Source organism: Streptomyces sp. AM25 (assembly GCF_058146165.1).
The window spans coordinates 153,632-176,015 of record NZ_JBKIWN010000009.1 but is presented as its reverse complement, the minus strand read 5'-3'; the positions used below and the strand labels follow the sequence as shown (position 1 = coordinate 176,015).

The 22,384-nt window shown below is 71.6% G+C and carries 21 protein-coding genes; 12 read left to right on the top strand and 9 right to left on the bottom strand.

The window, feature by feature from the left end; translation table 11 throughout:
• Positions 1-44: 44 nt before the first annotated feature.
• Together ACLHRZ_RS13480 and ACLHRZ_RS13475 are read right to left on the bottom strand one after the other, a co-directional pair.
• A complete protein-coding gene (locus tag ACLHRZ_RS13480; RefSeq protein WP_171082123.1) occupies positions 45-503 on the bottom strand; it encodes a peroxiredoxin in 459 nt (152 codons plus the stop codon).
• 165 nt (positions 504-668) lie between these two features.
• A complete protein-coding gene (locus tag ACLHRZ_RS13475) occupies positions 669-1,091 on the bottom strand; it encodes a DUF3052 domain-containing protein (protein ID WP_490418621.1) in 423 nt (140 codons plus the stop codon).
• 455 nt (positions 1,092-1,546) lie between these two features.
• On the opposite strand from ACLHRZ_RS13475, the gene aceE reads away from it, so the two are divergent.
• Positions 1,547-4,279: a pyruvate dehydrogenase (acetyl-transferring), homodimeric type gene (gene aceE / locus ACLHRZ_RS13470; protein ID WP_490418620.1), complete on the top strand. Its 2,733-nt coding sequence runs from the start codon at positions 1,547-1,549 to the stop codon at positions 4,277-4,279.
• Positions 4,280-4,479: 200 nt separating this feature from the next.
• Here the strand turns inward: aceE and ACLHRZ_RS13465 are convergent, their stop codons facing one another.
• Positions 4,480-6,066, bottom strand: a complete 1,587-nt coding sequence (locus ACLHRZ_RS13465) for an MFS transporter (protein ID WP_490418907.1) — start codon at positions 6,064-6,066, stop codon at positions 4,480-4,482.
• Between the two features lie 90 nt (positions 6,067-6,156).
• Here ACLHRZ_RS13465 and ACLHRZ_RS13460 point away from each other — a divergent pair, with 90 nt between their 5' ends.
• The 5 genes from ACLHRZ_RS13460 (at position 6,157) to ACLHRZ_RS13440 (ending at position 11,212) form a co-directional block, all read left to right on the top strand.
• A complete protein-coding gene (locus tag ACLHRZ_RS13460; protein ID WP_490418619.1) occupies positions 6,157-6,843 on the top strand; it encodes a TetR/AcrR family transcriptional regulator in 687 nt (228 codons plus the stop codon).
• A gap of 96 nt (positions 6,844-6,939) precedes the next feature.
• On the top strand, positions 6,940-8,187 hold the full coding sequence (locus tag ACLHRZ_RS13455) for an alpha/beta hydrolase (RefSeq protein WP_490418618.1): 1,248 nt from the start codon (positions 6,940-6,942) through the stop codon (positions 8,185-8,187).
• Positions 8,188-8,251: 64 nt separating this feature from the next.
• Positions 8,252-9,133, top strand: a complete 882-nt coding sequence (locus ACLHRZ_RS13450) for a DUF4429 domain-containing protein (RefSeq protein ID WP_490418617.1) — start codon at positions 8,252-8,254, stop codon at positions 9,131-9,133.
• A gap of 106 nt (positions 9,134-9,239) precedes the next feature.
• On the top strand, positions 9,240-10,511 hold the full coding sequence (locus tag ACLHRZ_RS13445) for a sensor histidine kinase (RefSeq protein WP_490418616.1): 1,272 nt from the start codon (positions 9,240-9,242) through the stop codon (positions 10,509-10,511).
• Positions 10,508-11,212, top strand: a complete 705-nt coding sequence (locus ACLHRZ_RS13440; RefSeq protein WP_490418615.1) for a response regulator — start codon at positions 10,508-10,510, stop codon at positions 11,210-11,212. The genes ACLHRZ_RS13445 and ACLHRZ_RS13440 overlap by 4 nt, the downstream gene beginning before the upstream one ends.
• Before the next feature lie 11 nt (positions 11,213-11,223).
• Here ACLHRZ_RS13440 and ACLHRZ_RS13435 read toward each other — a convergent pair whose 3' ends face one another.
• Entirely contained in the window at positions 11,224-12,252 is a 1,029-nt protein-coding gene (locus ACLHRZ_RS13435; RefSeq protein ID WP_490418614.1) for an aldo/keto reductase, read from the bottom strand.
• Positions 12,249-12,719 carry a MerR family transcriptional regulator gene (locus tag ACLHRZ_RS13430; RefSeq protein WP_490418613.1) on the bottom strand — a complete coding sequence of 157 codons (471 nt, stop codon included), beginning with the start codon at positions 12,717-12,719 and terminating at the stop codon, positions 12,249-12,251. The genes ACLHRZ_RS13435 and ACLHRZ_RS13430 overlap by 4 nt, the downstream gene beginning before the upstream one ends.
• Before the next feature lie 87 nt (positions 12,720-12,806).
• Between ACLHRZ_RS13430 and ACLHRZ_RS13425 the strand changes: the two genes are divergently transcribed.
• Positions 12,807-13,616 carry a serine hydrolase domain-containing protein gene (locus ACLHRZ_RS13425; protein ID WP_490418612.1) on the top strand — a complete coding sequence of 270 codons (810 nt, stop codon included), beginning with the start codon at positions 12,807-12,809 and terminating at the stop codon, positions 13,614-13,616.
• A 73-nt stretch (positions 13,617-13,689) separates the two neighbouring features.
• Here the strand turns inward: ACLHRZ_RS13425 and ACLHRZ_RS13420 are convergent, their stop codons facing one another.
• A complete protein-coding gene (locus ACLHRZ_RS13420) occupies positions 13,690-14,364 on the bottom strand; it encodes a pirin family protein (protein ID WP_490418611.1) in 675 nt (224 codons plus the stop codon).
• A gap of 69 nt (positions 14,365-14,433) precedes the next feature.
• Between ACLHRZ_RS13420 and ACLHRZ_RS13415 the strand changes: the two genes are divergently transcribed.
• The 5 genes from ACLHRZ_RS13415 (at position 14,434) to ACLHRZ_RS13395 (ending at position 19,353) form a co-directional block, all read left to right on the top strand.
• The gene (locus ACLHRZ_RS13415) at positions 14,434-15,618 is read left to right on the top strand and encodes a PucR family transcriptional regulator (RefSeq protein WP_490418610.1); all 1,185 of its coding nucleotides are present in this window, start codon (positions 14,434-14,436) and stop codon (positions 15,616-15,618) included.
• A 98-nt stretch (positions 15,619-15,716) separates the two neighbouring features.
• Complete coding sequence (locus ACLHRZ_RS13410) at positions 15,717-16,676, top strand: ACP S-malonyltransferase (RefSeq protein WP_490418609.1); 960 nt, start codon at positions 15,717-15,719, stop codon at positions 16,674-16,676.
• The gene (locus tag ACLHRZ_RS13405; RefSeq protein WP_490418608.1) at positions 16,673-17,677 is read left to right on the top strand and encodes a ketoacyl-ACP synthase III; all 1,005 of its coding nucleotides are present in this window, start codon (positions 16,673-16,675) and stop codon (positions 17,675-17,677) included. Before ACLHRZ_RS13410 ends, ACLHRZ_RS13405 begins: the two co-directional genes overlap by 4 nt.
• 90 nt (positions 17,678-17,767) lie before the next feature.
• Positions 17,768-18,016 carry an acyl carrier protein gene (locus tag ACLHRZ_RS13400; RefSeq protein WP_490418607.1) on the top strand — a complete coding sequence of 83 codons (249 nt, stop codon included), beginning with the start codon at positions 17,768-17,770 and terminating at the stop codon, positions 18,014-18,016.
• Positions 18,017-18,081: 65 nt separating this feature from the next.
• Positions 18,082-19,353 carry a beta-ketoacyl-[acyl-carrier-protein] synthase family protein gene (locus ACLHRZ_RS13395; protein WP_490418606.1) on the top strand — a complete coding sequence of 424 codons (1,272 nt, stop codon included), beginning with the start codon at positions 18,082-18,084 and terminating at the stop codon, positions 19,351-19,353.
• A gap of 48 nt (positions 19,354-19,401) precedes the next feature.
• Here ACLHRZ_RS13395 and ACLHRZ_RS13390 read toward each other — a convergent pair whose 3' ends face one another.
• The 3 genes from ACLHRZ_RS13390 to ACLHRZ_RS13380 form a co-directional block, all read right to left on the bottom strand.
• A complete protein-coding gene (locus tag ACLHRZ_RS13390) occupies positions 19,402-20,826 on the bottom strand; it encodes an outer membrane protein assembly factor BamB family protein (protein WP_490418605.1) in 1,425 nt (474 codons plus the stop codon).
• A 22-nt stretch (positions 20,827-20,848) separates the two neighbouring features.
• Positions 20,849-21,724 carry an NAD(P)-dependent oxidoreductase gene (locus ACLHRZ_RS13385; RefSeq protein WP_490418604.1) on the bottom strand — a complete coding sequence of 292 codons (876 nt, stop codon included), beginning with the start codon at positions 21,722-21,724 and terminating at the stop codon, positions 20,849-20,851.
• A gap of 144 nt (positions 21,725-21,868) precedes the next feature.
• The gene (locus ACLHRZ_RS13380) at positions 21,869-22,363 is read right to left on the bottom strand and encodes a DUF3145 domain-containing protein (protein WP_490418603.1); all 495 of its coding nucleotides are present in this window, start codon (positions 22,361-22,363) and stop codon (positions 21,869-21,871) included.
• Positions 22,364-22,384 lie beyond the last annotated feature (21 nt).

Here is a 22,384-nt window from a genome sequence, read left to right as displayed (position 1 = left end):
GCGGCCCGGCGCCGGGGTTGCCCGCGTGCGCCGGGGAGCGCGTGTCAGAGCGCCGCGAGCGCCTTGGTGTACTCGTTCAGGTCACGCGCATCGGGCAGCCCGTTGACGATCGTCCAGCGGACGACGCCCTCCTTGTCGATGACGAAGGTGCCGCGCAGCGCGCAGCCCTTCTCCTCGTCGAAGACGCCGTAGGCGCGGCTGGCCTCGCCGTGCGGCCAGAAGTCGGACAGCAGCGGGTACTCGAGGCCCTCCTGCTCGGCGAAGACGCGCAGGGAGAAGGGCGAGTCGTTGGAGACGGCGAGGATCTGCACGTCGTCGTTGGCGAACTGCGGCAGGTTGTCGCGCACGGCGCAGAGCTCGCCGGTGCACACGCCGGTGAAGGCGAAGGGGTAGAAGAGCACCACGACGTTCTTCTGCCCGCGGAAGTCGGAGAGCCGGACGGTCTCACCGTGCTGGTTCTTCAGCGCGAAGTCGGGCGCCTTGTCGCCTACGGCGATAGCCATGGGAAACACCTCTCTGGTCACGGAGCCCCCAGTCTGTCACCCACGCCGAACGCCCCCGGCGACAGGGGTCACCGGGGGCGTAGGGAATGCGTCAAGGGGGGCCGCGCCCCGTCGACCGGCCACAGCGGGCCCGCAGCCGAGGAACGGCCGAAACCAGCGGTAGCGCTACCGCTTGGGCGAGGCCATCTTCGTGCCGGACCAGTCCTTGGCGACGCTGATGCTCTTGGTCTGGGAGAGCCCCGCGGTCTGCGCCGCGTCCTGGATGTCGCTCGGCTCGACGTAGCCGTCACGCCCGGTCTTCGGGGTCAGCAGCCAGATCACGCCACCCTCGTCGAGGAACCCGATGGCGTCCACCAGCGCGTCCGTGAGGTCGCCGTCCTCATCCCGGAACCACAGCAGGACGGCGTCGGCGACGTCGTCGTAATCCTCGTCGACGAGCTCCTGGCCGATGACGGACTCGATACCTTCACGGAGATCATGGTCGACGTCGTCGTCGTAACCGATCTCCTGGACCACCTGTCCCGGCTCGAACCCCAACCGTGCGGCTGGGTTGGTCCGCTCCTCCGCGTGGTCCGCGGTCGCGCTCACGGATTTCCTCCTGTCATCTTTCGAAAGATACTCCCGCCCCGCGCATACGCGAAGCGATGGGCGTAGTCCACACGTGCCGGGCGGATCGCGCAAGTACCCGGCCACCGAGCCCGCCGAAACGGTGACGAGTACGGCGGTCTCCGGGCATCTCCCACCATGAGGCAGCAGTGGCGCGTGATTCACACCACAGCGTTCTGTCGAGTTTGCGAAGTTACTCCATGCGACGCCGGAAGCGGGCCCGAACGGCCGTACACGGACGACCCCCATAGGGGGCGTAAGGTTGCGATTTGGCCGCCCCGGGCGACCAACCCACGACGTTTCGTCTCACCTGCGGCGGTTACCGCCCAGTAGAGATGACGTTTCCGCCGCCGCGGTCCACGATGGGACGGCGCGACAAAAAGCAGAGACAATATTTGACCGCGTGCCCAGCACGACCCGAACAGCGAAGGAACAGCGTGGCTTCCGGATCCGATCGCAACCCGATCATCATTGGCGGCCTTCCCAGCCAGGTCCCGGACTTCGATCCCGAAGAGACCCAGGAATGGCTCGACTCACTCGACGCAGCTGTCGATGAGCGCGGCCGGGAACGTGCCCGCTACCTCATGCTTCGCCTGATCGAGCGGGCGCGCGAGAAGCGTGTCGCCGTGCCCGAGATGCGCAGCACGGACTACGTCAACACCATCGCCACCAAGGACGAGCCGTTCTTCCCCGGCAACGAGGAGATCGAGCGCAAGGTCCTCAACGCGACCCGCTGGAACGCGGCCGTGATGGTGTCCCGCGCCCAGCGCCCGGGCATCGGCGTCGGCGGCCACATCGCCACCTTCGCCTCCTCCGCCTCCCTCTACGACGTGGGCTTCAACCACTTCTTCCGGGGCAAGGACGGCGGCGACGGCGGCGACCAGATCTTCTTCCAGGGCCACGCCTCCCCCGGCGTCTACGCGCGCGCCTTCCTGCTGGACCGACTGTCCGAGCAGCAGCTGGACGCGTTCCGCCAGGAGAAGTCGAAGGCCCCGTACGGCCTGTCGTCGTACCCGCACCCGCGCCTGATGCCGGACTTCTGGGAGTTCCCCACCGTCTCGATGGGCCTCGGCCCGCTCGGTGCGATCTACCAGGCCCGCATGAACCGCTACATGGAGGCCCGCGGCATCGCCGACACCTCCAAGTCGCACGTCTGGGCGTTCCTGGGCGACGGCGAGATGGACGAGCCCGAGTCGCTCGGCCAGCTGTCCCTGGCCGCCCGTGAGGGCCTGGACAACCTGACCTTCGTCGTCAACTGCAACCTGCAGCGCCTCGACGGCCCGGTCCGCGGCAACGGCAAGATCATGCAGGAGCTGGAGTCGCAGTTCCGCGGCGCCGGCTGGAACGTGATCAAGCTGGTCTGGGACCGCTCCTGGGACCCGCTGCTGGCGCAGGACCGGGACGGCATCCTGGTCAACAAGCTGAACAGCACCCCCGACGGCCAGTTCCAGACGTACGCCACCGAGACCGGTGCGTACATCCGCGAGCACTTCTTCGGCGACGACCAGCGTCTCCGCAAGATGGTCGAGGGCATGACCGACGACCAGATCCTGCACCTGGGCCGCGGCGGTCACGACCACAAGAAGATCTTCGCGGCGTACGCGGCGGCCAAGGCCCACAAGGGCCAGCCGACCGTGATCCTCGCGCAGACGGTCAAGGGCTGGACGCTCGGCCCGAACTTCGAGGGCCGCAACGCGACCCACCAGATGAAGAAGCTCACGGTCGAGGACCTCAAGCGCTTCCGCGACCGTCTCCACATCCCCGTCACGGACAAGGAGCTGGAGTCCGGCCTGCCGCCGTACTACCACCCGGGCCCCGACTCGGAGGAGATCCAGTACATGCACGACCGACGCAAGTCGCTGGGCGGGTACGTACCGAGTCGTGTGGACCGCTCGAAGCCGCTCGTCCTGCCGGGCGACAAGGCCTACGCACCCACCAAGAAGGGCTCCGGCCAGCAGTCGATCGCCACCACCATGGCGTTCGTCCGTCTGCTGAAGGACCTCATGCGGGACAAGGAGATCGGCAAGCGCTTCGTGCCGATCGCCCCCGACGAGTACCGCACCTTCGGCATGGACTCGCTGTTCCCGTCGGCGAAGATCTACAACCCGCTGGGCCAGCAGTACGAGGCCGTGGACCGCGAACTGCTGCTCGCGTACAAGGAGTCCCCGACCGGTCAGATGCTGCACGACGGCATCTCCGAGGCCGGCTGCACCGCCTCGCTGATCGCCGCCGGCTCCGCCTACGCCACGCACGGCGAGCCGCTGATCCCGATCTACGTCTTCTACTCGATGTTCGGGTTCCAGCGCACCGGTGACCAGTTCTGGCAGATGGCCGACCAGTTGGCGCGCGGTTTCGTCCTCGGTGCGACCGCCGGCCGCACCACCCTCACGGGTGAGGGCCTGCAGCACGCCGACGGCCACTCGCACCTGCTGGCCTCGACCAACCCGGCCGTCGTCGCGTACGACCCGGCGTTCGGCTTCGAGATCGCGCACATCGTCCAGGACGGTCTGCGCCGCATGTACGGCGAGAACGCGGAAGACATCTTCTACTACCTCACCGTCTACAACGAGCCGATCCAGCACCCGGCCGAGCCGGAGAGCGTGGACGCCGAGGGCATCCTGAAGGGTCTGTACCGCTTCAAGGAGGGCGAGAAGGGCGCGATTCCGGCGCAGATCCTCGCCTCCGGTGTGGCCGTGCCGTGGGCCATCGAGGCCCAGCGGATCCTCGCCGAGGAGTGGAACGTCAAGGCGGACGTCTGGTCGGCGACCTCCTGGAACGAGCTGCGCCGTGACGCCATCGCGGTGGAGGAGCACAACCTGCTCCACCCCGAGGAGGAGCAGCGTGTCCCGTACGTGACGCAGAAGCTCACCGGCGTCGAGGGCCCGAAGGTGGCCGTCTCCGACTGGATGCGTGCGGTTCCGGACCAGATCGCGCGCTGGGTGCCCGGCACGTACCAGTCGCTGGGTGCGGACGGCTTCGGCTTCGCGGACACCCGTGGTGCGGCGCGTCGCTTCTTCCACATCGACGCCCAGTCGATCGTCCTCGGCGTGCTCACCGAGCTCGCCAAGGAGGGCAAGGTCGACCGCTCGGCGCTGAAGCAGGCGATCGACCGGTACGAGCTGCTGGACGTGGCGGCTGCCGACCCGGGTGCGGCCGGTGGCGACGCGTAAGCGTTAGCACTGCGCGAGTTGGGCCCCGACCGGGTGAACTTCGGTCGGGGCCCTCGCCGTTGGGGCCCGTCGATTCGGCTGCGGGCCGTCCTTGGTTGCTCGCGCAGTTCCCCGCGCCCCTGACGGGGCGCCGTGCCCCGTCAGGGGCGCGGGGAACTGCGCGGCCGGCCACGACGAGCCCGCAGCCGACGCGCTGCAGCTCAGATGTGCCCGGCTCCCTCCGTCGTGTGGGCGCCTCGCTTCGTGAAGAGGGCAACTCCCGCTGCGCATACGGTGACACAGCCCGAGACCACGAATCCCGTGCTCATGGCCGACACGAACGTGTCGTGCGCCACCGAGGAGATGCGCGCCGCCAGCTCCGGCGGGGCCCCCGGCGGGACCGGTGCCACGCCGACCTGGACCGCGCTGTCGGCCTGGGCCATCTGTTCCGCCGTGCCGCGAGGCAGCCCGGCGGCGGCCCAGTTGCCCGGCAGCAGGTGGTTGACCCGCGACGCGACGACCGCGCCCAGCACGGCCGTGCCCAGCGAACCGCCCACCTGCATGGCGGACTGCTGGAGGCCGCCCGCCACCCCGGCGTGTTCCAACGGGGCGTTGCCGACGATGACTTCGGTCGCGCCCACCATGGTCGGCGCGAGGCCGATGCCGAGCAGGACGAACCAGACGGACATCAGCAGCGTGCCGGTGTGCGGCGTCAGGGCGGCGAGCCCGAAGCAGGCCACCGCCGTGGAGGTCATGCCCACGGCCAGCGGGATGCGGGGCCCGATGCGGGTGATGAGCGCGCCGGCGATCGGTGAGGCGACGATCATCATCGCGGTGGTGGGCAACAGGTGCAGACCGCTGCTGACCGGGGACATCCCGCGCACGTTCTGCAGGTAGAAGGTCACGAAGAACAGCCCGCCGATGAAGGCGAAGGCCATCAGCACCATCAGCACCGTGCCCGCGGAGAGCGGCAGGGAGCGGAACAAGCCCAGCGGCAGCAGTGGTTCGCGGGCGCGCAGCTGCCACAGGACGAACAGCACGAAGCCGAGCGCCGAGGCGCCGAGGAAGACCAGCGTCTTCGCACTGCCCCAGTGCCAGTCGGCGGCGTTGATCAGCGCCCAGACGAGGCAGAACATCGCGGCGGACAGCAGCACGATGCCCGGCAGGTCGAAGCTGCGGGAGGCGTGCTCGGAACGCCGGTCCTTGAGGAACAGCAGGCCGAGGACCACGGCGAGGGCGCCGACGGGCACGTTGATGAAGAAGACGGACTGCCAGTTGACGTGCTCGACGAGCAGCCCGCCCACGATCGGCCCGCCGGCCGTGGAGGCGCCGATGACCATGCCCCACACGCCGAGGGCCATGTTCAGCCGCTCGGCGGGGAAGGTCGCGCGCAGCACCCCGAGGGCCGAGGGCATGAGCAGTGCGCCGCACAGGCCCTGCAGGACGCGCAGGCCCACGACCGTCGACACACCGCCGGAGAGGGCGATGAGTCCGGAGGAGAGGGCGAAACCGGTGGTACCGATAAGGAAGACGAGGCGGTGGCCGAAGCGGTCACCGATCTTGCCGGCGGTGATCAGGGCGACGGCAAGGGCGAGGAGGTAGGCGTTGGTGATCCACTGGACATCGGCGAGCGAGGCGCCCAGGTCCTTCTGGATGGCGGGGTTGGCTATGGAGACGATCGTGCCGTCGAGCGCGACCATCATCACGCCGAAGGCGACGGAGATGAGCGTCAGCCAGGGATGGCCCCGTAATCCTTTCCGGGGCCCGAGAGCCGGCGGCGTCGCGTCGGCGACGGTGGTCCGAGACATCATGAACCGATATTATGGCAGCCGCTGACACTTGACAATCAAAATCATGAGTCGGCGGCTGTCATTTTTTTGCGCGGAGGAGAGGCGACAGTGCACGCGACCGAAGGCGTGACGGGAGGCGTGGCGCCGCCGTCCGGGCTGCGGGAACGCAAGAAGGCGCGGACCAGGGACGCGCTCATCAGGTCCACCCTGGAGCTGATCGCCCACAAGGGTTACGAGGGGACGACGGTCGACGAGATCGCCGCCGCCGCGGACGTCTCGCAGCGGACCTTCTTCCGCTACTTCGCCAACAAGGAGGAAGCCGCCCTCGCCGTGCAGACCATGGTGGAGGACCAGTTCCTCGCCGCCCTGTGCGCCCGCCCGGCGGACGAGACGCCGCTGGCCGCGCTGTGCAGCGCGGCCCTGACCTCCTGGGACAACGTGGGCGAGGCCATCACCGCCCTGGTCCCCATCGACCTGCACGTCCGCGTCTACCGGATGATCGAGTCGACCCCGCAGCTGCTCGCCGCCCACCTGCGCCGCCTCGCGGAGCTGGAGGACGGGCTCGCCGAGGAGATCGGCCGCCGCGAGGGCCTGGACGTGCGCACCGACCCCCGGCCGCGGATCCTGGTCGCCGCGTTCAGCGGGGTGATGCGGGTGACGGGCAAGGTCTGGGGGGAGAACCTGGACGGCGACATGGCCTCGCTGCGCCGGATCACCGCGGACTACCTGGACCAGATCGGTCCGGCACTTGCCGAAGAGTGGAGTGAAAACGGCGGAGTTGATCAGAAGGCATGAGACCGCGATGAAATATCTCTCAACGGCGCTCATTCAAACGTGAGATAGCTCACCGATTTCGCGGAGGCACCGGGGTTTCTCCTACTGTGGTCCGCGGTGACTTCTTTCCCGGAGCTCGGCTCCCCCTCCCCCCTGCCGTGGACGACCACCACCACGGTCTGGCGTGCACTGCTCGCGCTGGCCGTGGTCTTCGTCATGCTCGCCACGACGGGCTGGACGGCCGTGCGCAGCCACAAGCCGGCGGCCGACGCGCGGGCAGCCGCGCTCAGTGCGTGGCTGCACGGCTCCATAGGCGGTCACCCGCTGCCCTCTCCGCAGTCCGCCCCCGACGTCCTGACGCGCTTCTTCGGCTCGCTCACCGGGCACGAGCGCGAGAAGCTCGCCGAGCGCTATCCGCTCGTCGTCGGCAACCTCAACGGCGCCCCCGTCGAGCTGCGCTACCGCGCCAACCGGATCGCCCTGGAGGCCGCCCGCACGGTCGAGGAGCACCGCACGCACTCCAACGGGCTCACCCCCGCGGGGCGCAGCGACGCCGCGCGCCGGATGCACCGCTTCGACTCGCTCGCGGAGGACGACCGGCAGATCCTCGCCTTCGATCCCAACGGCGACGGGCGCGTGGCCGAGGTCTTCGGCGACCTGGACCGGGCCGAGCGGGTCTCCGTGATCGTCCCGGGCGTCGACACCAACGTGCTGACGTTCGAGAAGAGCCAGCGCTCCTACAGCGCCCCGGTCGGCATGGCCCGGTCCCTGTACGACGCGGAGCACGCGGCGAGCCCGGACACCCGGACCGCCGTGATCGCCTGGGCCGACTACACGGCCCCGGTCGGCGTCGGCGTGGAGGCCGCCACCGGCAAGCTCGCCACCGAGGGGGCACTACGGCTGCGCGCCCTGGTGCGGACCCTGCCCGGCAGCTCGCAGGTGTCGCTGGTCTGCCACAGCTACGGCTCGGTGGTGTGCGGCGTCGCGGCCCGCGACCTCTCGTCCCGGGTCACCGACGTGGCCGTGGCCGGCAGCCCCGGCATGCGCGCCGACCACGCCTCCGACCTGCACACCAGCGCCCGGATATGGGCCATGCGCGACGAGGACGACTGGATCCAGGGCGTCCCGCACATGGAGGTCGGCGGCCTCGGCCACGGCGCCGACCCCGTCTCCGAGGGCTTCGGGGCGCGGGTGCTGTCCGCCGCGGGTGCCCGCGGGCACGCCGGCTACTTCGAGCCCGGCACCACCAGCCTCGCCAACTTCGCGGACATCGGCGTCGGCCGCCCGGCGAGCGTGCGGTGCGCCGCGGACGGCGGCGCCTGCACGGGCAACCTGGGCCCGGCGGCGAACAGCAGCGCGGCCTGAGGCGTTCCACGCGCGTAGCGACCGGAAGGGTGGCCGCCGCACAGCTGCCGCATACGATGAGCCCATGGGTGATGTGCTGACGGGTTTCCACACCGTCTGGGAGTTCGACACCGACTCCGTGCTCATCCGCTTCGAACGGGGGATCCGCACACCGAAGCTGCTCCAGGTGCTCGGCGAGCGGCGCGTCCCGTACGAGGCGCTCGCGGGCGTCGAGCAGACCCCGGGGAAGCACGGGACGGTGGTGCTGCGTGCGGTGCCCAGACCGGGGGCCGACCCGCTGATCGAGGCGGCCGACGGCCGGCTCAAGGCGGGCAACGACCCCTACCGGCTGGTGCTTCCCGCCGAACGCGAGCCGCTCGCCGCGTACTACGCCGAGGAGATACGGTCCGCCCTCGGCCCCGCGGCCGGTGAGCCCGCCGAACGGCATCTGGTGGCGGCCCCCGTGCCGCCGCTTTCCTTCAAGGCCTATGACGGCAAGGCGTCGTTCGACGGCTCGGCCGTGCACTTCCGCTGGTTCTGGACCGGCGCCTCCTCCACCAAGTGGAAGGCCGGCGACCAGCGTTTCCCCGTCGCCGCGCTGGCGGGCGTCCGGTGGTGCTCCCCCGACTCGCCGGAGGGCGGGCATCTGCGGCTGCTGGCCCGCGGCGACGGGGACCGGCCTGCGGCCGAGCCGGACCAGGATCCGGCGGCCGTCGTCTTCGGGCGGGGGTACGGGCTCGTCCACGAGTCCCTGCCGTTCGCCGCCGCGGTCCTCGCGGCGGTCCGGGCCGCGACGCTCCCCCAGCTACCGCTGGGGGTACCCCCAGCGCCGTCCGCCGCGTTCGCCCGGCCCGACCCGGGGGGTATTGCCGATCGCATCCGGCACCTGGGGGCGTTGCACGCGGCGGGGCTGTTGACCGATGACGAGTTCAGCGCCAAGAAGGCGGAGCTCCTGGCGGAGCTTTGAGCTACGGGGCGCCCCGTAAGGGGCGCGGGGAACTGCGCGACAAGCCACGACGCACCCGCAGCCGACGCGCTGCACTTCCCGCGGAGCGCCTAGGCTGAGCTGCGTCATGCTCCAGTTCCTGCGCAGCCTCGTCACGCCCGCCGGCCCACCGGAACCCCTTCTCGGGCGTTCGCCGCGGGCGGTGGTGCGGTTTCTGCCGTATGCCGTCGCCTGGCTGTTCGTGGTGATCCTGTTGCCGACCACGGCGATGGTGCTCCCGCAGAACTACGGGATGGCCTCGGACGTCGCCTTCGTCCTCGCCGTCCTGCAGACCGCGCCCCTGCTGATCGCCGTCCGGCGGCCACTGCTCGCCTGGGGCGTCGCCTTCCTCGCGGATCTGGCGGGCACGCTCGTCCTGCTGGCCGCGCCGCCCGCGCACGAACAGCCGTGGCCCTGGCCGCCGATGGAGATCATCGGCATGCTGGTGCTGACGTTCGCCCTCGGGCTGCGGGAGAAGGGCCGTACGCTCATCGCGGCCTGGCTGCTGCTGGCGGGCACCACCCTGGTGCTGCACGACGTCGCGCCGCAGCGCGGCACGGCCTGGGCCGTGCTGCCCGCGCTCACCGGGGTACTGCTCCTGCTCGCCGCCGCCCTGCGCGCCCGCGGCGACGCGCGGCGCGCCCTGGCCGAGCAGGAGACCATCAGCGAGGCGGAGCGTGCTCGGCGCACCCTGCTGGAGGAACGGGCCCGTATCGCACGGGAGTTGCACGACGTCGTCGCCCACCACATGTCCGTGATCACCGTGCAGGCCGACAGCGCCCCGTACCGCATCACCGGCCTGCCGGCCGAGGCGAGCGCCGAGTTCGGCGCCATCGCGGCGACGGCGCGGCAGTCCCTCACCGAGATGCGCCGGCTGCTGGGCGTGCTGCGCAACGAGGAGACGGCGCACTCCGAGCGGGTGCCGCAGCCCGGTGCCGAGCAGCTGCCGCAGCTGGTCGAGGCGACCGTTCGGGCCGGTCTGCCCGTGGAGTTGGCGGTCGCCGACGGGGTCGCGGACCTTCCGCAGGCGGTCGACCTGTCCGCGTACCGCATCGTGCAGGAGGCCCTCGCCAACGTGGTCCGGCATGCGCCGGGTGCGGAGACCCGGGTGTCGCTGACCGTCGACCCCGGCCGCACGGCGCTGACGGTGCTCGTCGTCAACGCCGCTGCCGACCGCCCGGACGCCCCGCTGGAGTCCTCCGGCACCGGCCACGGCCTGGTCGGCATGCGGGAGCGGGTGCGCCTGGTGGGAGGCTCGCTGGACACGGGACCGCTGCCCGAAGGAGGCTTCAGGGTGGCCGCCAGGCTCCCTCTCACGGACAGCGACACGGACACCGCAAAGGAATCCCTCCCCGCATGACCATCAAGGTGATCATCGTCGACGACCAGGCCATGGTGCGGGCGGGCTTCGCCGCGCTGCTGGCCGCGCAGCCGGACATCGACGTCATCGGCGACGCGGCGGACGGCCGCCAGGGCGTCGCCCTGGCCCGGGAGCGGCACCCGGACGTGGTGCTGATGGACGTCCGCATGCCGGAGATGGACGGGCTGGAGGCCGCCCGGCAGATCCTCGACCCTTCCCCTGCTTCGCGGGGAGGCCCCTGTTCGGGCGTGGTGCACCGGCCGAAGGTGCTGATGCTCACGACGTTCGACGTGGACGACTACGTCTACGAGGCGCTGCGCGCCGGCGCCTCGGGCTTCCTCCTCAAGGACGCCCCGCCGGCGGACCTGATCGCGGCGGTACGGGTGGTGGCGGCCGGGGAGGCGCTGCTGGCACCGTCGGTGACGCGGCGTCTGATCGCCGACTTCGCGCAGCAGCGGCCCGCCGTCCGGCGCCGGGGCCCCGCGGTACGGCTGACCGGGCTGACGCCGCGCGAGACGGAAGTCCTCGGGCTGATCGCCCGAGGACTGTCGAACCAGGAGATCGCGGCCTCGCTCGTGCTGGCCGAGCAGACGGTGAAGACCCATATCGGCCGCATCCTGGCCAAGTTGGACCTGCGGGACCGGGCTCAGGCCGTTGTCTTCGCCTACGAGTCGGGGCTGGTGACTCCGGGCGAGGCCTGAGTCCCCAGGGTCTACTCCCGGCCCACCGACGTGAACGTCATGTCCGGGTACCGGGTACCGGCGACCTTGCCGGCGATCGGCTCCAGTGCCGCCAACTCCTCGGCGCCGAGGGTGATCCGGGTCGCCCCCACGTTCTCGTCCAGGCGGGAGCGCTTCCGCGTGCCCGGGATGGGGATCACCGTCAGGCCGTGGACGGCCGCCCGCTGCTGCACCCACGCCAGGGCGACCTGGGCGAGGGAGGCGCCGTGCGCGGCCGCGATCTCGCGGACCGGCTCCAGGAGCGCCCCGTTGGCCGCCGCGTTGTCCCCGGTGAAGCGCGGCTGCGTGCGCCGCCAGTCGTCCTGCGCGAGGTCCTTCTCCGCGCTGGCGAAGGCACCCGTCAGGAAGCCGCGCCCGAGCGGGGAGTACGGCACGAAGGCCACGCCCAGCTCCTTCGCCGCCGCCACGACGCCACCGTCCGCCCCTTCTTCAACGTCCCGGCTGAACAGCGACCACTCCGACTGCACCGCCGCGATCGGGTGCACCGCGTGCGCCGCCCGCAGCTCGCCCGGCGAGACCTCGCTCAGGCCGAGGTGCCGGACCTTGCCCTCCTGCACCAACTCGGCCATGGCGCCGACGCTTTCCTCCATCGGCACCTCGACGTCACGGCGGTGCATGTAGTAGAGGTCGATGTGGTCGACGCCGAGGCGGCGCAGGCTGCCCTCGACGGACTGGCGGATGTAGTCACGGTCGTTGCGGATCCGCTGGTACGAGGGGTCGTCCTCGCGCCGCACGATGCCGAACTTGCTGGCCAGCGTGATCCGGTCGCGATGGGCCCGCACGAACGGGGAGATGAACTCCTCGTTGCGCCCGAAGCCGTAGATGTCGGCGGTGTCGAAGAGCGTGACGCCCAGGTCGAGCGCGTGCTCCAGGGTGGCCCGGGCCTCGTCCGTGTCGGTCGGGCCGTAGGCGTGGGTCATGCCCATGCAGCCGAGGCCCTGGATGCCGACCTGGGGGCCGGCGGCGCCGAGGCGTGCGGTGGGGATGGTCTCGTTGCTCATCGTGCGTCAGCCCTTTCGGACGCCCGGCGGCGGGCGTCGGCATAGCGGTCGATCTTGTAGTCGAGGACTTCGAGCGTGCTGTTCAGTTCGGCGATGCGCTGCCGCACGGACTCGCGGTGCATGCTCAGCAGTTCCTCGCGCTCGGCGACGGTGTGCTCGCCCTCGCGGACGAGTTCTGCGTAGCGGACCATGTCGGCGACCGGCATCCCGGTCAGCCGCAGCCGGCCCACCAGGTCCAGCCAGTCGAGGTCGCGGTCGGTGTAGCGGCGCTGGCCGGTGTGGGAGCGGTCGACGTGGGGCATCAGCCCGATCCGCTCGTACCACCGCAGCGTGTGCGCCGACAGCCCGGCGTAGACGGCCACTTCGGTGATCGAGTAGCGGTCCCGGCCCTCGGGGCGGCGGGCACGGTGCCGGTCGAGTTCGAAGCACCGGGCCACCTGCACCGGCGCACTGTCGATTACGGTCATGCCGCTCCCCCACATCGCATCGCTGTCGTTGCGTTGCACTCAACGCTAGAGACTTGGAGTGCACTCCAAGCAAGTAGGCTCACTGCCATGGAGAGCCTGCAGTTGATCAACAGTTGGCCGGTGCCGGCCGCGGCCGCCGCGGTCGTCCGGGCGGACGGCACCCTGGCGGGGTCGTACGGGCCGGTGGAGCAGCGCTTCGCCCTCGCGTCGGTCACCAAGCCGCTCGCCGCGTACGCCGCCCTGGTCGCCGTCGAGGAGGGCGCGATCGAGCTGGACGAGCCGGCGGGGCCCGAGGGTTCCACGGTCCGCCACCTCCTGGCGCACGCCTCCGGGCTGGCCTTCGACGAGCAGCGGACGATGGCCGCGCCGGGCACGCGGCGGCTGTACTCCAACGCGGGCTTCGACGTACTGGGCGACCACATCGCGAAGGCGACGGACATCCCGTTCGCCGAGTACCTGCGGCAGGCGGTGCTGGAGCCGCTGGGCATGACGTCGACGGACGTTCCGGGCTCCCCGGCGAAGGACGGCGTCTCGACGGTGTCGGACCTGGCCCGCTTCGCGGCCGAACTGCAGGCGCCGCGGCTGCTGGCCGCGGAGACCCTGGCGGAGGCGACGCAGGTGGCGTTCCCCGCGCTGACGGGCGTGCTGCCGGGCTACGGGCACCAGCGCCCGAACGACTGGGGCCTCGGCTTCGAGATCCGCGACGCCAAGTCGCCGCACTGGACGGGCGGTTCGTCCTCGCCCCGCACCTACGGCCACTTCGGCCAGGCGGGCACGTTCCTCTGGGTGGACCCGGAGGCCGGGGCCGCTTGCGCGGCCTTGACGAACCGGGCCTTCGGCCCGTGGGCGGTAGAGGTATGGCCGCAGCTGACGGACGCGATCCTCGCCGAACTGTGACGTGACGCGCCCCGTCAGGGGCGCGGGGAACTGCGCGAGCAACCACGACGAACCCGCAGCCGACTGCCGACCCTCAAGGAAACCGCGGCTCCGCGTGCATCTCCCAAAGCAACAGCTCCGCACCGGCTTCGCCGGCCACCGCGTCCAGTTCCTCCGCATCGGAGATCCGCGCCGCATCCCCCTCCCGCAGCGTCGTGCCCGTGAGGTGCACGACGCCCCGCACCACGTGCACGTACAGCCACTGCGCCCCCGGCAGCGCACACCGCTGCCCGGGGGCCGGGCGCCGCACGTGCAGTACGGCCTCGGCCCGGCCCAGCCCGTACGGCGCGTCGTCGCCGGCGCCCCGCACCACCTCGTAGAAGGGCTCCCCTCCGGAGTCGGACGGGGTCAGCCACATCTGCACGAACCGCAGCGGGGCGGCGCCCTCGTTGCGCTCGGAGTGGTGGACCCCCTCCCCCGCGCTCAGCCGCTGCAGGTCCCCGGGGCGTACGACCTCCACGTGACCCGTGGAATCCTCATGGGTGAGTTCGCCCTCCACCACCCAGGTCACGATCTCCACGTCCCGGTGCGGATGGGCCGCGAAGCCGGCGCCCGGCGCCAGCCGCTCCTCGTTGCAGGCGGCGAGCGGGCCGAAGCGCACGTTGTCGGGGTCGTAGAAGCCGGAGAACGAGAAGGCGTGCCAGGTCTCGATCCCGGCGTCGGGGTCGCCGCCCCGGAAGCGTTCCGCAGCCCGCTGCACATACGTCACAGCCCCACCGTAGCCCCGCCGTGCCCCCGGCAGCCCCGGACCCGACCCGGATAAGGCAGGCTTGTCCCCGTGCCTGAACCAGTCGCTGACACCCCGCCCCAGGAGCATCCGCACTCCGCAACCCTGCGCCGCCTGGAGCAGTCGTCCGGAACGCTGGCCGCGGCGGCCATCGCCCGGATGGACGCCCAGCTGCCGTGGTACCGGGCGATGCCGCCGGAGAACCGCTCCTGGATCGGCCTGGTCGCCCAGGCCGGTATCGCGGCCTTCACGGAGTGGTTCCGGCATCCGGAGACCCCGCAGGCGATCAGCACCGACGTCTTCGGCACCGCGCCGCGCGAGCTGACCCGGGCGATCACGCTGCGCCAGACCGTGGAGATGGTGCGCACCACCATCGAGGTCATGGAGGCGGCCATCGACGAGGTGGCCGCGCCGGGCGACGAGTCGGCGCTGCGCGAGGCACTGCTGGTCTACGCCCGCGAGATCGCCTTCGCCACCGCGCAGGTCTACGCCCAGGCCGCCGAGGCACGCGGCGCCTGGGACGCCCGGCTGGAGTCGCTGGTGGTCAACGCCGTGCTGTCGGGCGAGGCCGACGAGGGCGCGCTGTCCCGGGCCGCGGCGCTCGGCTGGAACTCGCCCTCGCACGTCTCCGTGGTGCTGGGCACGGCGCCGAACGGGGACAGCGAGCTGACGGTCGAGGCGATCCGCCGGGCCGCCCGGCACGCCAAGGTCCAGGTGCTGACAGGGGTGCTCGGCGACCGCCTGGTGGTGATCGTGGGCGGCTCGGAGAACCCGCTGCAGACGGCGAAGTCGCTGATCGGCCCGTTCGCCCCGGGGCCCGTCGTGGCGGGTCCGGTGATGTCCGACCTGCTGGCCGCGACCAAGTCCGCGCAGGCGGCGGCGGCCGGGCTCAAGGCGTGTGCGGCCTGGCCGGACGCGCCCCGGCCGGTGCTGGCGGACGACCTGCTGCCGGAGCGGGCGATGGCCGGGGATCCGGCGGCGCGCGAGCAGCTGGTGGAGGAGATCTACAGACCGCTGGAGGAGGCGGGCTCGGCGCTGCTGGAGACGCTCAGCGTCTACCTGGAGCAGGCGAGCAGCCTGGAGGGCGCGGCAAGGATGCTGTTCGTCCACCCCAACACCGTGCGATACCGCCTCCGACGTGTGACGGACGTCACCGGATGGTCACCGTCCGACGTCCGCTCCGCCTTCACGCTGCGGATCGCACTGATCCTCGGACGTCTGGCCGACGCGGAGTGACAGCCGTAGGCTTTTGTTGAACGTCAACAATTCCCTTGGCGGTTATTCGTCCTTGTCCCCACGGGTGGGCGATGCCGTCCCCGAGAGAGAGTGTGAGGGTGCTCGTACTCGTCGCTCCCGGCCAGGGCGCTCAGACGCCCGGCTTCCTGACCCCCTGGCTCGACCTCCCCGGCATTGAAGACCGCCTCCGGGAGTGGTCGGCCGCCATCGACCTGGACCTGCTCCACTACGGCACGAACGCCGACGCGGACGAGATCCGCGACACCGCCGTGGCCCAGCCGCTGCTGGTCGCGGCCGCCCTGGTCTCCGCGGGGCAGCTCTTCCCCACGGCGGAGGACTTCTCCCGCCTGGTGGGTGCCGCCGCCGGCCACAGCGTCGGTGAGCTCGCGGCCGCCGCGCTGACCGGCGTGCTGTCCGAGACGTCCGCCATGGAGCTGGTCCGCAGGCGCGGTCTGGCGATGGCGGAGGCCGCCTCCGTCACCGAGACCGGCATGTCCGCGCTGCTCGGCGGCGAGCCCGAGGCCGTCCTCCCGCACCTGGAGAAGCTCGGCCTGACCCCCGCGAACGTCAACGGCGCCGGCCAGGTCGTGGCCGCCGGCACCATGGAGCAGCTGGCCGCGCTCGCCGAGGACAAGCCGGAGGGCACCCGCCGGGTCGTCCCGCTGAAGGTGGCCGGTGCGTTCCACACCGTCCACATGGCGCCGGCCGTCTCGGTCCTCGAGGCCGCGGTCCAGGAGCTGGACCCGGCCGATCCCCGTACCCGTTACGTCTCCAACAAGGACGGCCGGGTCGTCACCGGCGGCCGCGATGTCGTGCAGCGGCTGGTCGGCCAGGTGGCCAACCCGGTCCGCTGGGACCTGTGCATGGAGACGTTCAAGGAGCTGGGTGTCACGGCCCTGATCGAGGTGGCCCCCGGCGGCACCCTCGTGGGCCTGGCCAAGCGCGCCCTCCCGGGCGTCGCTACCCTCGCGCTCAAGACCCCGGACGACCTCGACGCCGCCCGTGCCCTGATCGCCGAGCACGCCACCCCGGCCGACGAAGGAGTCCGAGAAGCATGACCTCGAAGATCAAGCCCGCGAAGGGCGCCGCCTACGCGCGCATCATGGGCGTCGGCGGCTACCGTCCGGTCCGGGTGGTGCCGAACGAGGAGATCCTCAAGCGCATCGACTCCTCCGACGAGTGGATCCGGTCGCGCTCGGGCATCGCCACCCGGCACTGGGCCGGCCCGGAGGAGACCGTGGCCGCCATGTCCGTGGAGGCGGCCGGCAAGGCCATCGCCGATGCGGGCATCGACCCCTCGCAGATCGGTGCCGTCCTCGTCTCGACGGTCTCGCACTTCAAGCAGACCCCGGCCATCGCCACCGAGATCGCCCACCGGATCGGCGCGGGCAGGCCCGCCGCCTTCGACATCTCGGCCGGCTGCGCCGGCTTCGGCTACGGCCTGACCATGGCCAAGGGCCTGGTCATCGAGGGCTCGGCGGAGTACGTCCTGGTCATCGGCGTCGAGCGGCTCTCGGACCTGACGGACCTGGACGACCGTTCCACCGCCTTCCTGTTCGGCGACGGCGCGGGCGCCGTGGTCGTCGGCCCGTCCGAGGAGCCCGCCATGGGCCCGACGGTCTGGGGCTCGGAGGGCGACAAGGCCGACACCATCCGGCAGACCCTGGCCTGGGACGTGTACCGCGAGGAGACCGACGTCCGGTTCCCCGCGATCACCCAGGAGGGTCAGGCGGTGTTCCGCTGGGCCGTCTTCGAAATGGCGAAGATCGCCCAGCAGGCGCTGGACGAGGCCGGGATCAGCGCCGAGGAGCTGGACGTCTTCATCCCGCACCAGGCGAACATGCGGATCATCGACTCGATGGTCAAGACCCTGAAGCTGCCCGAGAACGTCGTGGTCGCCCGGGACGTGGAGACCACCGGCAACACCTCGGCGGCCTCCATCCCGCTGGCCATGGAGCGCCTGCTGGCGACCGGTGCGGCCAAGAGCGGGGACACCGCGCTACTGATCGGTTTCGGGGCGGGTCTCGTCTACGCCGCGACGGTCGTTACCCTCCCCTAGGCGAGATCCGGTTCTCCCGGGCCTCTCCCGCAGAGCAATTCCCTTATCCCAGTTCCAACGCACATCGCATTGCATAGAAGGAGCGCCACCATGGCAGCCACCCAGGAAGAGATCCTCAAGGGCCTCGCCGAGATCGTCAACGAGATCGCCGGCATCCCGGTCGAGGAGGTCCAGCTGGACAAGTCCTTCACCGACGACCTGGACGTCGACTCGCTCTCCATGGTCGAGGTCGTCGTCGCCGCCGAGGAGCGCTTCGACGTCAAGATCCCGGACGAGGACGTCAAGAACCTGAAGACCGTCGGTGACGCTGCCGACTACATCCTGAAGCACCAGGCCTGATCCAGCGTTCGTCGCCACCCCGGCGGTGGCGTTCCAGCACCTCTACACGTGGAGACAGAATCCCTGTGAACTCGACCAATCGCACCGTGGTCGTCACCGGTATCGGCGCAACCACACCGCTGGGTGGCGACAGCGCATCGACCTGGGAAGGGCTGCTCGCCGGGCGTTCCGGCGTCAAAGCCCTGGAAGGCGAGCGGTTCGCGGAACTGCCCGTCCGGATCGCCGCTCCCGCGGCGGTCGACCCCGAGGACGTCCTCCCCCGTCCCCTCGCCCGCAAGCTGGACCGCTCGGCGCAGCTCGCGCTGATCGCGGCCCGCGAGGCATGGGCGGACGCGGGCTACACGGCTAAGGCCGGCGCGGCCGTCGAAGGTGCAGAGATCGCCCCCGAGCGGCTGGGCACGGTCATCGCCTCCGGCATCGGCGGCGTGCACACCCTGCTCGACCAGTACGACGTGCTCAAGGAGAAGGGCGCCCGCCGCGTCTCCCCGCACACCGTGCCGATGCTGATGCCCAACAGCCCGTCCGCGAACGTCGGCCTGGAGGTGAACGCCCAGGCGGGCGTGCACACCCCGGTCAGCGCCTGCGCGTCCGGCGCCGAGGCCATCGGCTACGCCGTCGAGATGATCCGCACCGGCCGTGCCGACGTGGTCGTCGCCGGCGGCACCGAGGCGGCCATCCACCCGCTGCCCGTCGCGGCCTTCGCCAGCATGATGGCGATGTCCAAGAACAACGAGCACCCCGAGCTGGCCTCCCGCCCGTACGACAAGGACCGCGACGGCTTCGTCCTCGGCGAGGGCGCCGGCGTCGTGATCCTGGAGTCGGCCGAGCACGCCGCGCAGCGCGGCGCCCGGGTCTACTGCGAGGTGCTGGGCCAGGGCCTGTCCGCGGACAGCCACCACATCGCCCAGCCGGAGCCCACGGGCCGCGGCATCGCCGCCGCGCTGCAGAACCTGCTGGACTCCAGCGACCTGAAGCCGTCGGAGGTCGTGCACCTCAACGCGCACGCCACGTCCACCCCGCAGGGCGACCTCGCGGAGATCAAGGCGCTGCGCAAGGTTCTCGGCGACGACCTCGACCACGTCGCGGTCTCCGCGACCAAGTCGATGACGGGCCACCTGCTGGGCGGCGCGGGCGGCGTGGAGACGGTCGCCACCGTGCTGGCCCTCTACCACCGGATGGCCCCGCCGACCATCAACATCGGCGAGCTCGACGAGGAGATCGACGCGGACATCGTCCGCAACGAGCCGCGGCCCCTCCCGGAGGGCTCGATCGCCGCGATCAACAACTCCTTCGGCTTCGGCGGCCACAACGTGGTGCTGGCGCTCCGGTCCGTCTGATCCTGCGGAGAACGGGCGGGCCGGCACGACGTCGGCCCGCCCGTTCTCTCATCTCCGCGCCCCCAGCGCCGGCGGATAGTCCCCCGTCAGCGTCCTGTTGGCGATCGCATAGCCGTGCGGGTCGGGGAACAGCTCCACGGACCAGGGTCCGATGAGCGAGTCCTCGCCCGTCAACGGCTCGATCCCGCCGGCCGGTCGGCCCGTGCGCACGTCGAGCGGGCGCACCGTCCCGTCCCCGCCGCCGTCCCGGGTCAGCACCGCCAGCCGCCCGTCGGGCCGCAGCGCGAGGGCGCTCACCTCGTCGTCGAAGTGCCGCGTCCACACCTGGTGCCCGTCGGCGAGGGAGTACGCGCCGACCGCGCGCGGCGCGGGGTTCCAGTCCGGCGTCACGGCGGTGACGAGGACGTCACCGGCGATCAGGGCCCGGGTCACGGGCCGCGCCGCGAAGCCGATGTAGTCCCGCGGGAGCGCCAGCGGTATCGCCGCCCGGCCGCGCCCCGCGCCGTCGAACGGCAGCGCCTTCCCGTCCACCACGGCGACGGCGGGCTCGGCGGACAGCACGTGGGCCTCCTTGCCGGACGGCAGCGCGCTGCTCCAACTCTCCTTCCCCGTAGAGGCGTCCAGGGAGGTCAGCCGCAACGCATCGGTGCCGCACCGGTCGACGACCAGCACCCGCGCCGCCGACGCGCCGACCGCCGCGGCCCGGCAGCCCTCCGCCTCGCCGCGCTTCCACCGCTCCGCGCCGTCACCGGCAGCGAGGCCTCGCACGGCTCCGTCCTCGGCGACCACGGCCGTCCCGTCGGCCAGCGCGATCCGCCCGTCCGCCGCCTTGACGACCGCCGGATCCCCGTCGGTCGTCTGCCGCCAGACCAGTTGCCCGGTGGAGAGGTTCACCAGCGCAACGGTGTCGCACGGCTTCAGGTAGCCGCCGAAGGCCACCAGCCCGGTGCCCCCGCCCGTCCGGTCGCTCATGGCGCACACGGACTCGCCCGCGGGCGCGGCCTGTTGCCAGCGCTGTGTGCCGTCGCGGGTGGAGCAGGCGGTGAGGGCGTTGCCGCGGACCTGGACGAGCGTGCTGCCGACGGCCCAGTTGCCGAGGGCCTCCGCGGTGTCCGGCCGGTCGCGGGCGGCGGACCACTGCAGGTCCAGCCGTCCGCCGGTCAGGCCGTCGTAGAGCAGCCAGCCCGGCAGCAGACCGGCGAGCAGCCCCGCCGGGGCGAGGACGCCCCACACCTGCCCGTTGGGCCAGCCCCCTTTGCCGATGGCCCAGTTGACCGCGCCGAACAGGGCCAGGATTCCGCCGGCGCCGAACAGGAACGCCAGGAGCTCCCGGGCCTCGGAGCCGGTCGGGCAGGCGCCGCCCGCACAGCGCCCGCTGCCGGCGTAGTTGCGGGCGACGAAGAGCACGGCCCAGCCGACGACGGCCCCGGCCAGCGCCACCATGACTGCTTTGAGCGCTCGTATGTGTTGCACAGCGGTGAATGTATACGGAGGCTCAGTCGTCGAAGCTGGCGAAGTACGAAGCCGCCATGTCCTCCTGCCCGTGCCCCTGTTCCGTGGCGCGGCGGAACCGCTCGGCACCGGCCGCGGCCACGTCCAGGCGCACCCCGGCCGCCTCGCCGGCCGCGACGATCAGGCGGGCGTCCTTCTCGGCCGTGACGGTCGTGAAGGTGGGCGGGGTGAGCTTCCCGTCGAGCAGGAGGCCCGCCTTGCCGCGCAGGTAGCCCATGTCGAGCGGGCCGCCCTCCAGGGCGTCGAGGAAGTTCTGCGGGTCCACGTCGAGCCCCTTGGCCAGGGCGAGCGCCTCGGCGGTGCCGTGGGTGACCGCCAGGACCCAGCTGTTGAGCACGAGCTTGAGCCGGCTGGCCGCGCCGCCGGTGCCGTCCTCGCCGACCCAGACCGTGCGCCCGCCGATGGCGTCGAAGACGGGGGCGAGGACGCCGCGCACGGACTCCGGCCCCGCGGCGAGCACGGTCAGCCTGCCCTCCTCGGCAGGCTGCTTGCTGCCCAGGACCGGGGAGTCGACGAGGACGAGGCCGTGTTCGCGGGCGAAGGCGGCGAGGGCGTCCAGCCCGTCGAGCCCGGCGGTGGTGGTCTGGGCCCACACCGTCCCGGGGCTCAGCCCGGGGGCGGCGGCGCGCATGACGTCGAGCGCGGCGGGCCCGTCGTACAGCATGGTGAGGACGACACCGGCACCGCGGACGGCCTCGGCGGGGCTGTCGGTGACGGTCACGCCGTCGGCGGCGAGGGGCTCGGCCTTGTCCCGGGAACGGTTCCAGGCACGCACGTCCAGCCCGGCACGAGCGAGATTGCGGGCCATGGGCCCGCCCATGATGCCGGTGCCGAGCACGGCGACAGTGATCTGAGTCATGGGTCAGACGCTAATTGTTGAAGCACACTCCAACACAAGACCGCGCCCCGGTCCGCGCCCCGAAGGGGCGCGGGGCTCTGCTGATTATGCGGCTCCGCCGCGTGGGCGCGAGCAACCAGGACGACCCGCACCCGGCGAACCGCCTCACACCACCTGGTGCAGCCACCTCACGGGCGCCCCCTCGCCGGCATGGCGAAACGGCTCCAGCTCGTCGTCCCACGGCTTCCCCAGCAACTTGGCGATCTCCGCCTCAAGCTCCGACTCGCCCCTGCGGGCCCGAGCGGTCGCAGCGCGCAACCGGTCCTCGGGAATGAGGATGTCGCCGTGGATACCGGTGACCGCGTGGAAGATGCCCAGTTCAGGGGTGGAGCTGTAGCGCTCGCCCTCGGCGGTGGCGCAGGGTTCCGCGGTGACCTCGAAGCGCAGCAGGTGCCAGCCGCGCAGGGCGGAGGCGAGCTTGGAGGCGGTGCCGGCCTGGCCCTGCCAGGAGAGTTCGGTGCGCCAGGTGCCGGGGGCGGCGGGCTGCCGGATCCAGTCGAGCGTGACGCGCACACCGAGGACGCCCGCGACGGCCCATTCGACGTGCGGACACAGCGCGCGGGGGGCGGAGTGCACGTACAGGACTCCACGTGTCGTCACCGGGACCTCCAATCGCCACTC

Coding starts and splice junctions, on each gene's coding strand:
- ACLHRZ_RS13480 (WP_171082123.1), bottom strand. CDS start 503: ATGGCTATCGCCGTAGGCGACAAGGCGCCCGACTTCGCGCTGAAGAAC.
- ACLHRZ_RS13465 (WP_490418907.1), bottom strand. CDS start 6,066: ATGTCTCGGACCACCGTCGCCGACGCGACGCCGCCGGCTCTCGGGCCC.
- ACLHRZ_RS13450 (WP_490418617.1), top strand. CDS start 8,252: ATGGGTGATGTGCTGACGGGTTTCCACACCGTCTGGGAGTTCGACACC.
- ACLHRZ_RS13445 (WP_490418616.1), top strand. CDS start 9,240: ATGCTCCAGTTCCTGCGCAGCCTCGTCACGCCCGCCGGCCCACCGGAA.
- ACLHRZ_RS13440 (WP_490418615.1), top strand. CDS start 10,508: ATGACCATCAAGGTGATCATCGTCGACGACCAGGCCATGGTGCGGGCG.
- ACLHRZ_RS13435 (WP_490418614.1), bottom strand. CDS start 12,252: ATGAGCAACGAGACCATCCCCACCGCACGCCTCGGCGCCGCCGGCCCC.
- ACLHRZ_RS13430 (WP_490418613.1), bottom strand. CDS start 12,719: ATGACCGTAATCGACAGTGCGCCGGTGCAGGTGGCCCGGTGCTTCGAA.
- ACLHRZ_RS13425 (WP_490418612.1), top strand. CDS start 12,807: ATGGAGAGCCTGCAGTTGATCAACAGTTGGCCGGTGCCGGCCGCGGCC.
- ACLHRZ_RS13405 (WP_490418608.1), top strand. CDS start 16,673: ATGACCTCGAAGATCAAGCCCGCGAAGGGCGCCGCCTACGCGCGCATC.
- ACLHRZ_RS13400 (WP_490418607.1), top strand. CDS start 17,768: ATGGCAGCCACCCAGGAAGAGATCCTCAAGGGCCTCGCCGAGATCGTC.
- ACLHRZ_RS13385 (WP_490418604.1), bottom strand. CDS start 21,724: ATGACTCAGATCACTGTCGCCGTGCTCGGCACCGGCATCATGGGCGGG.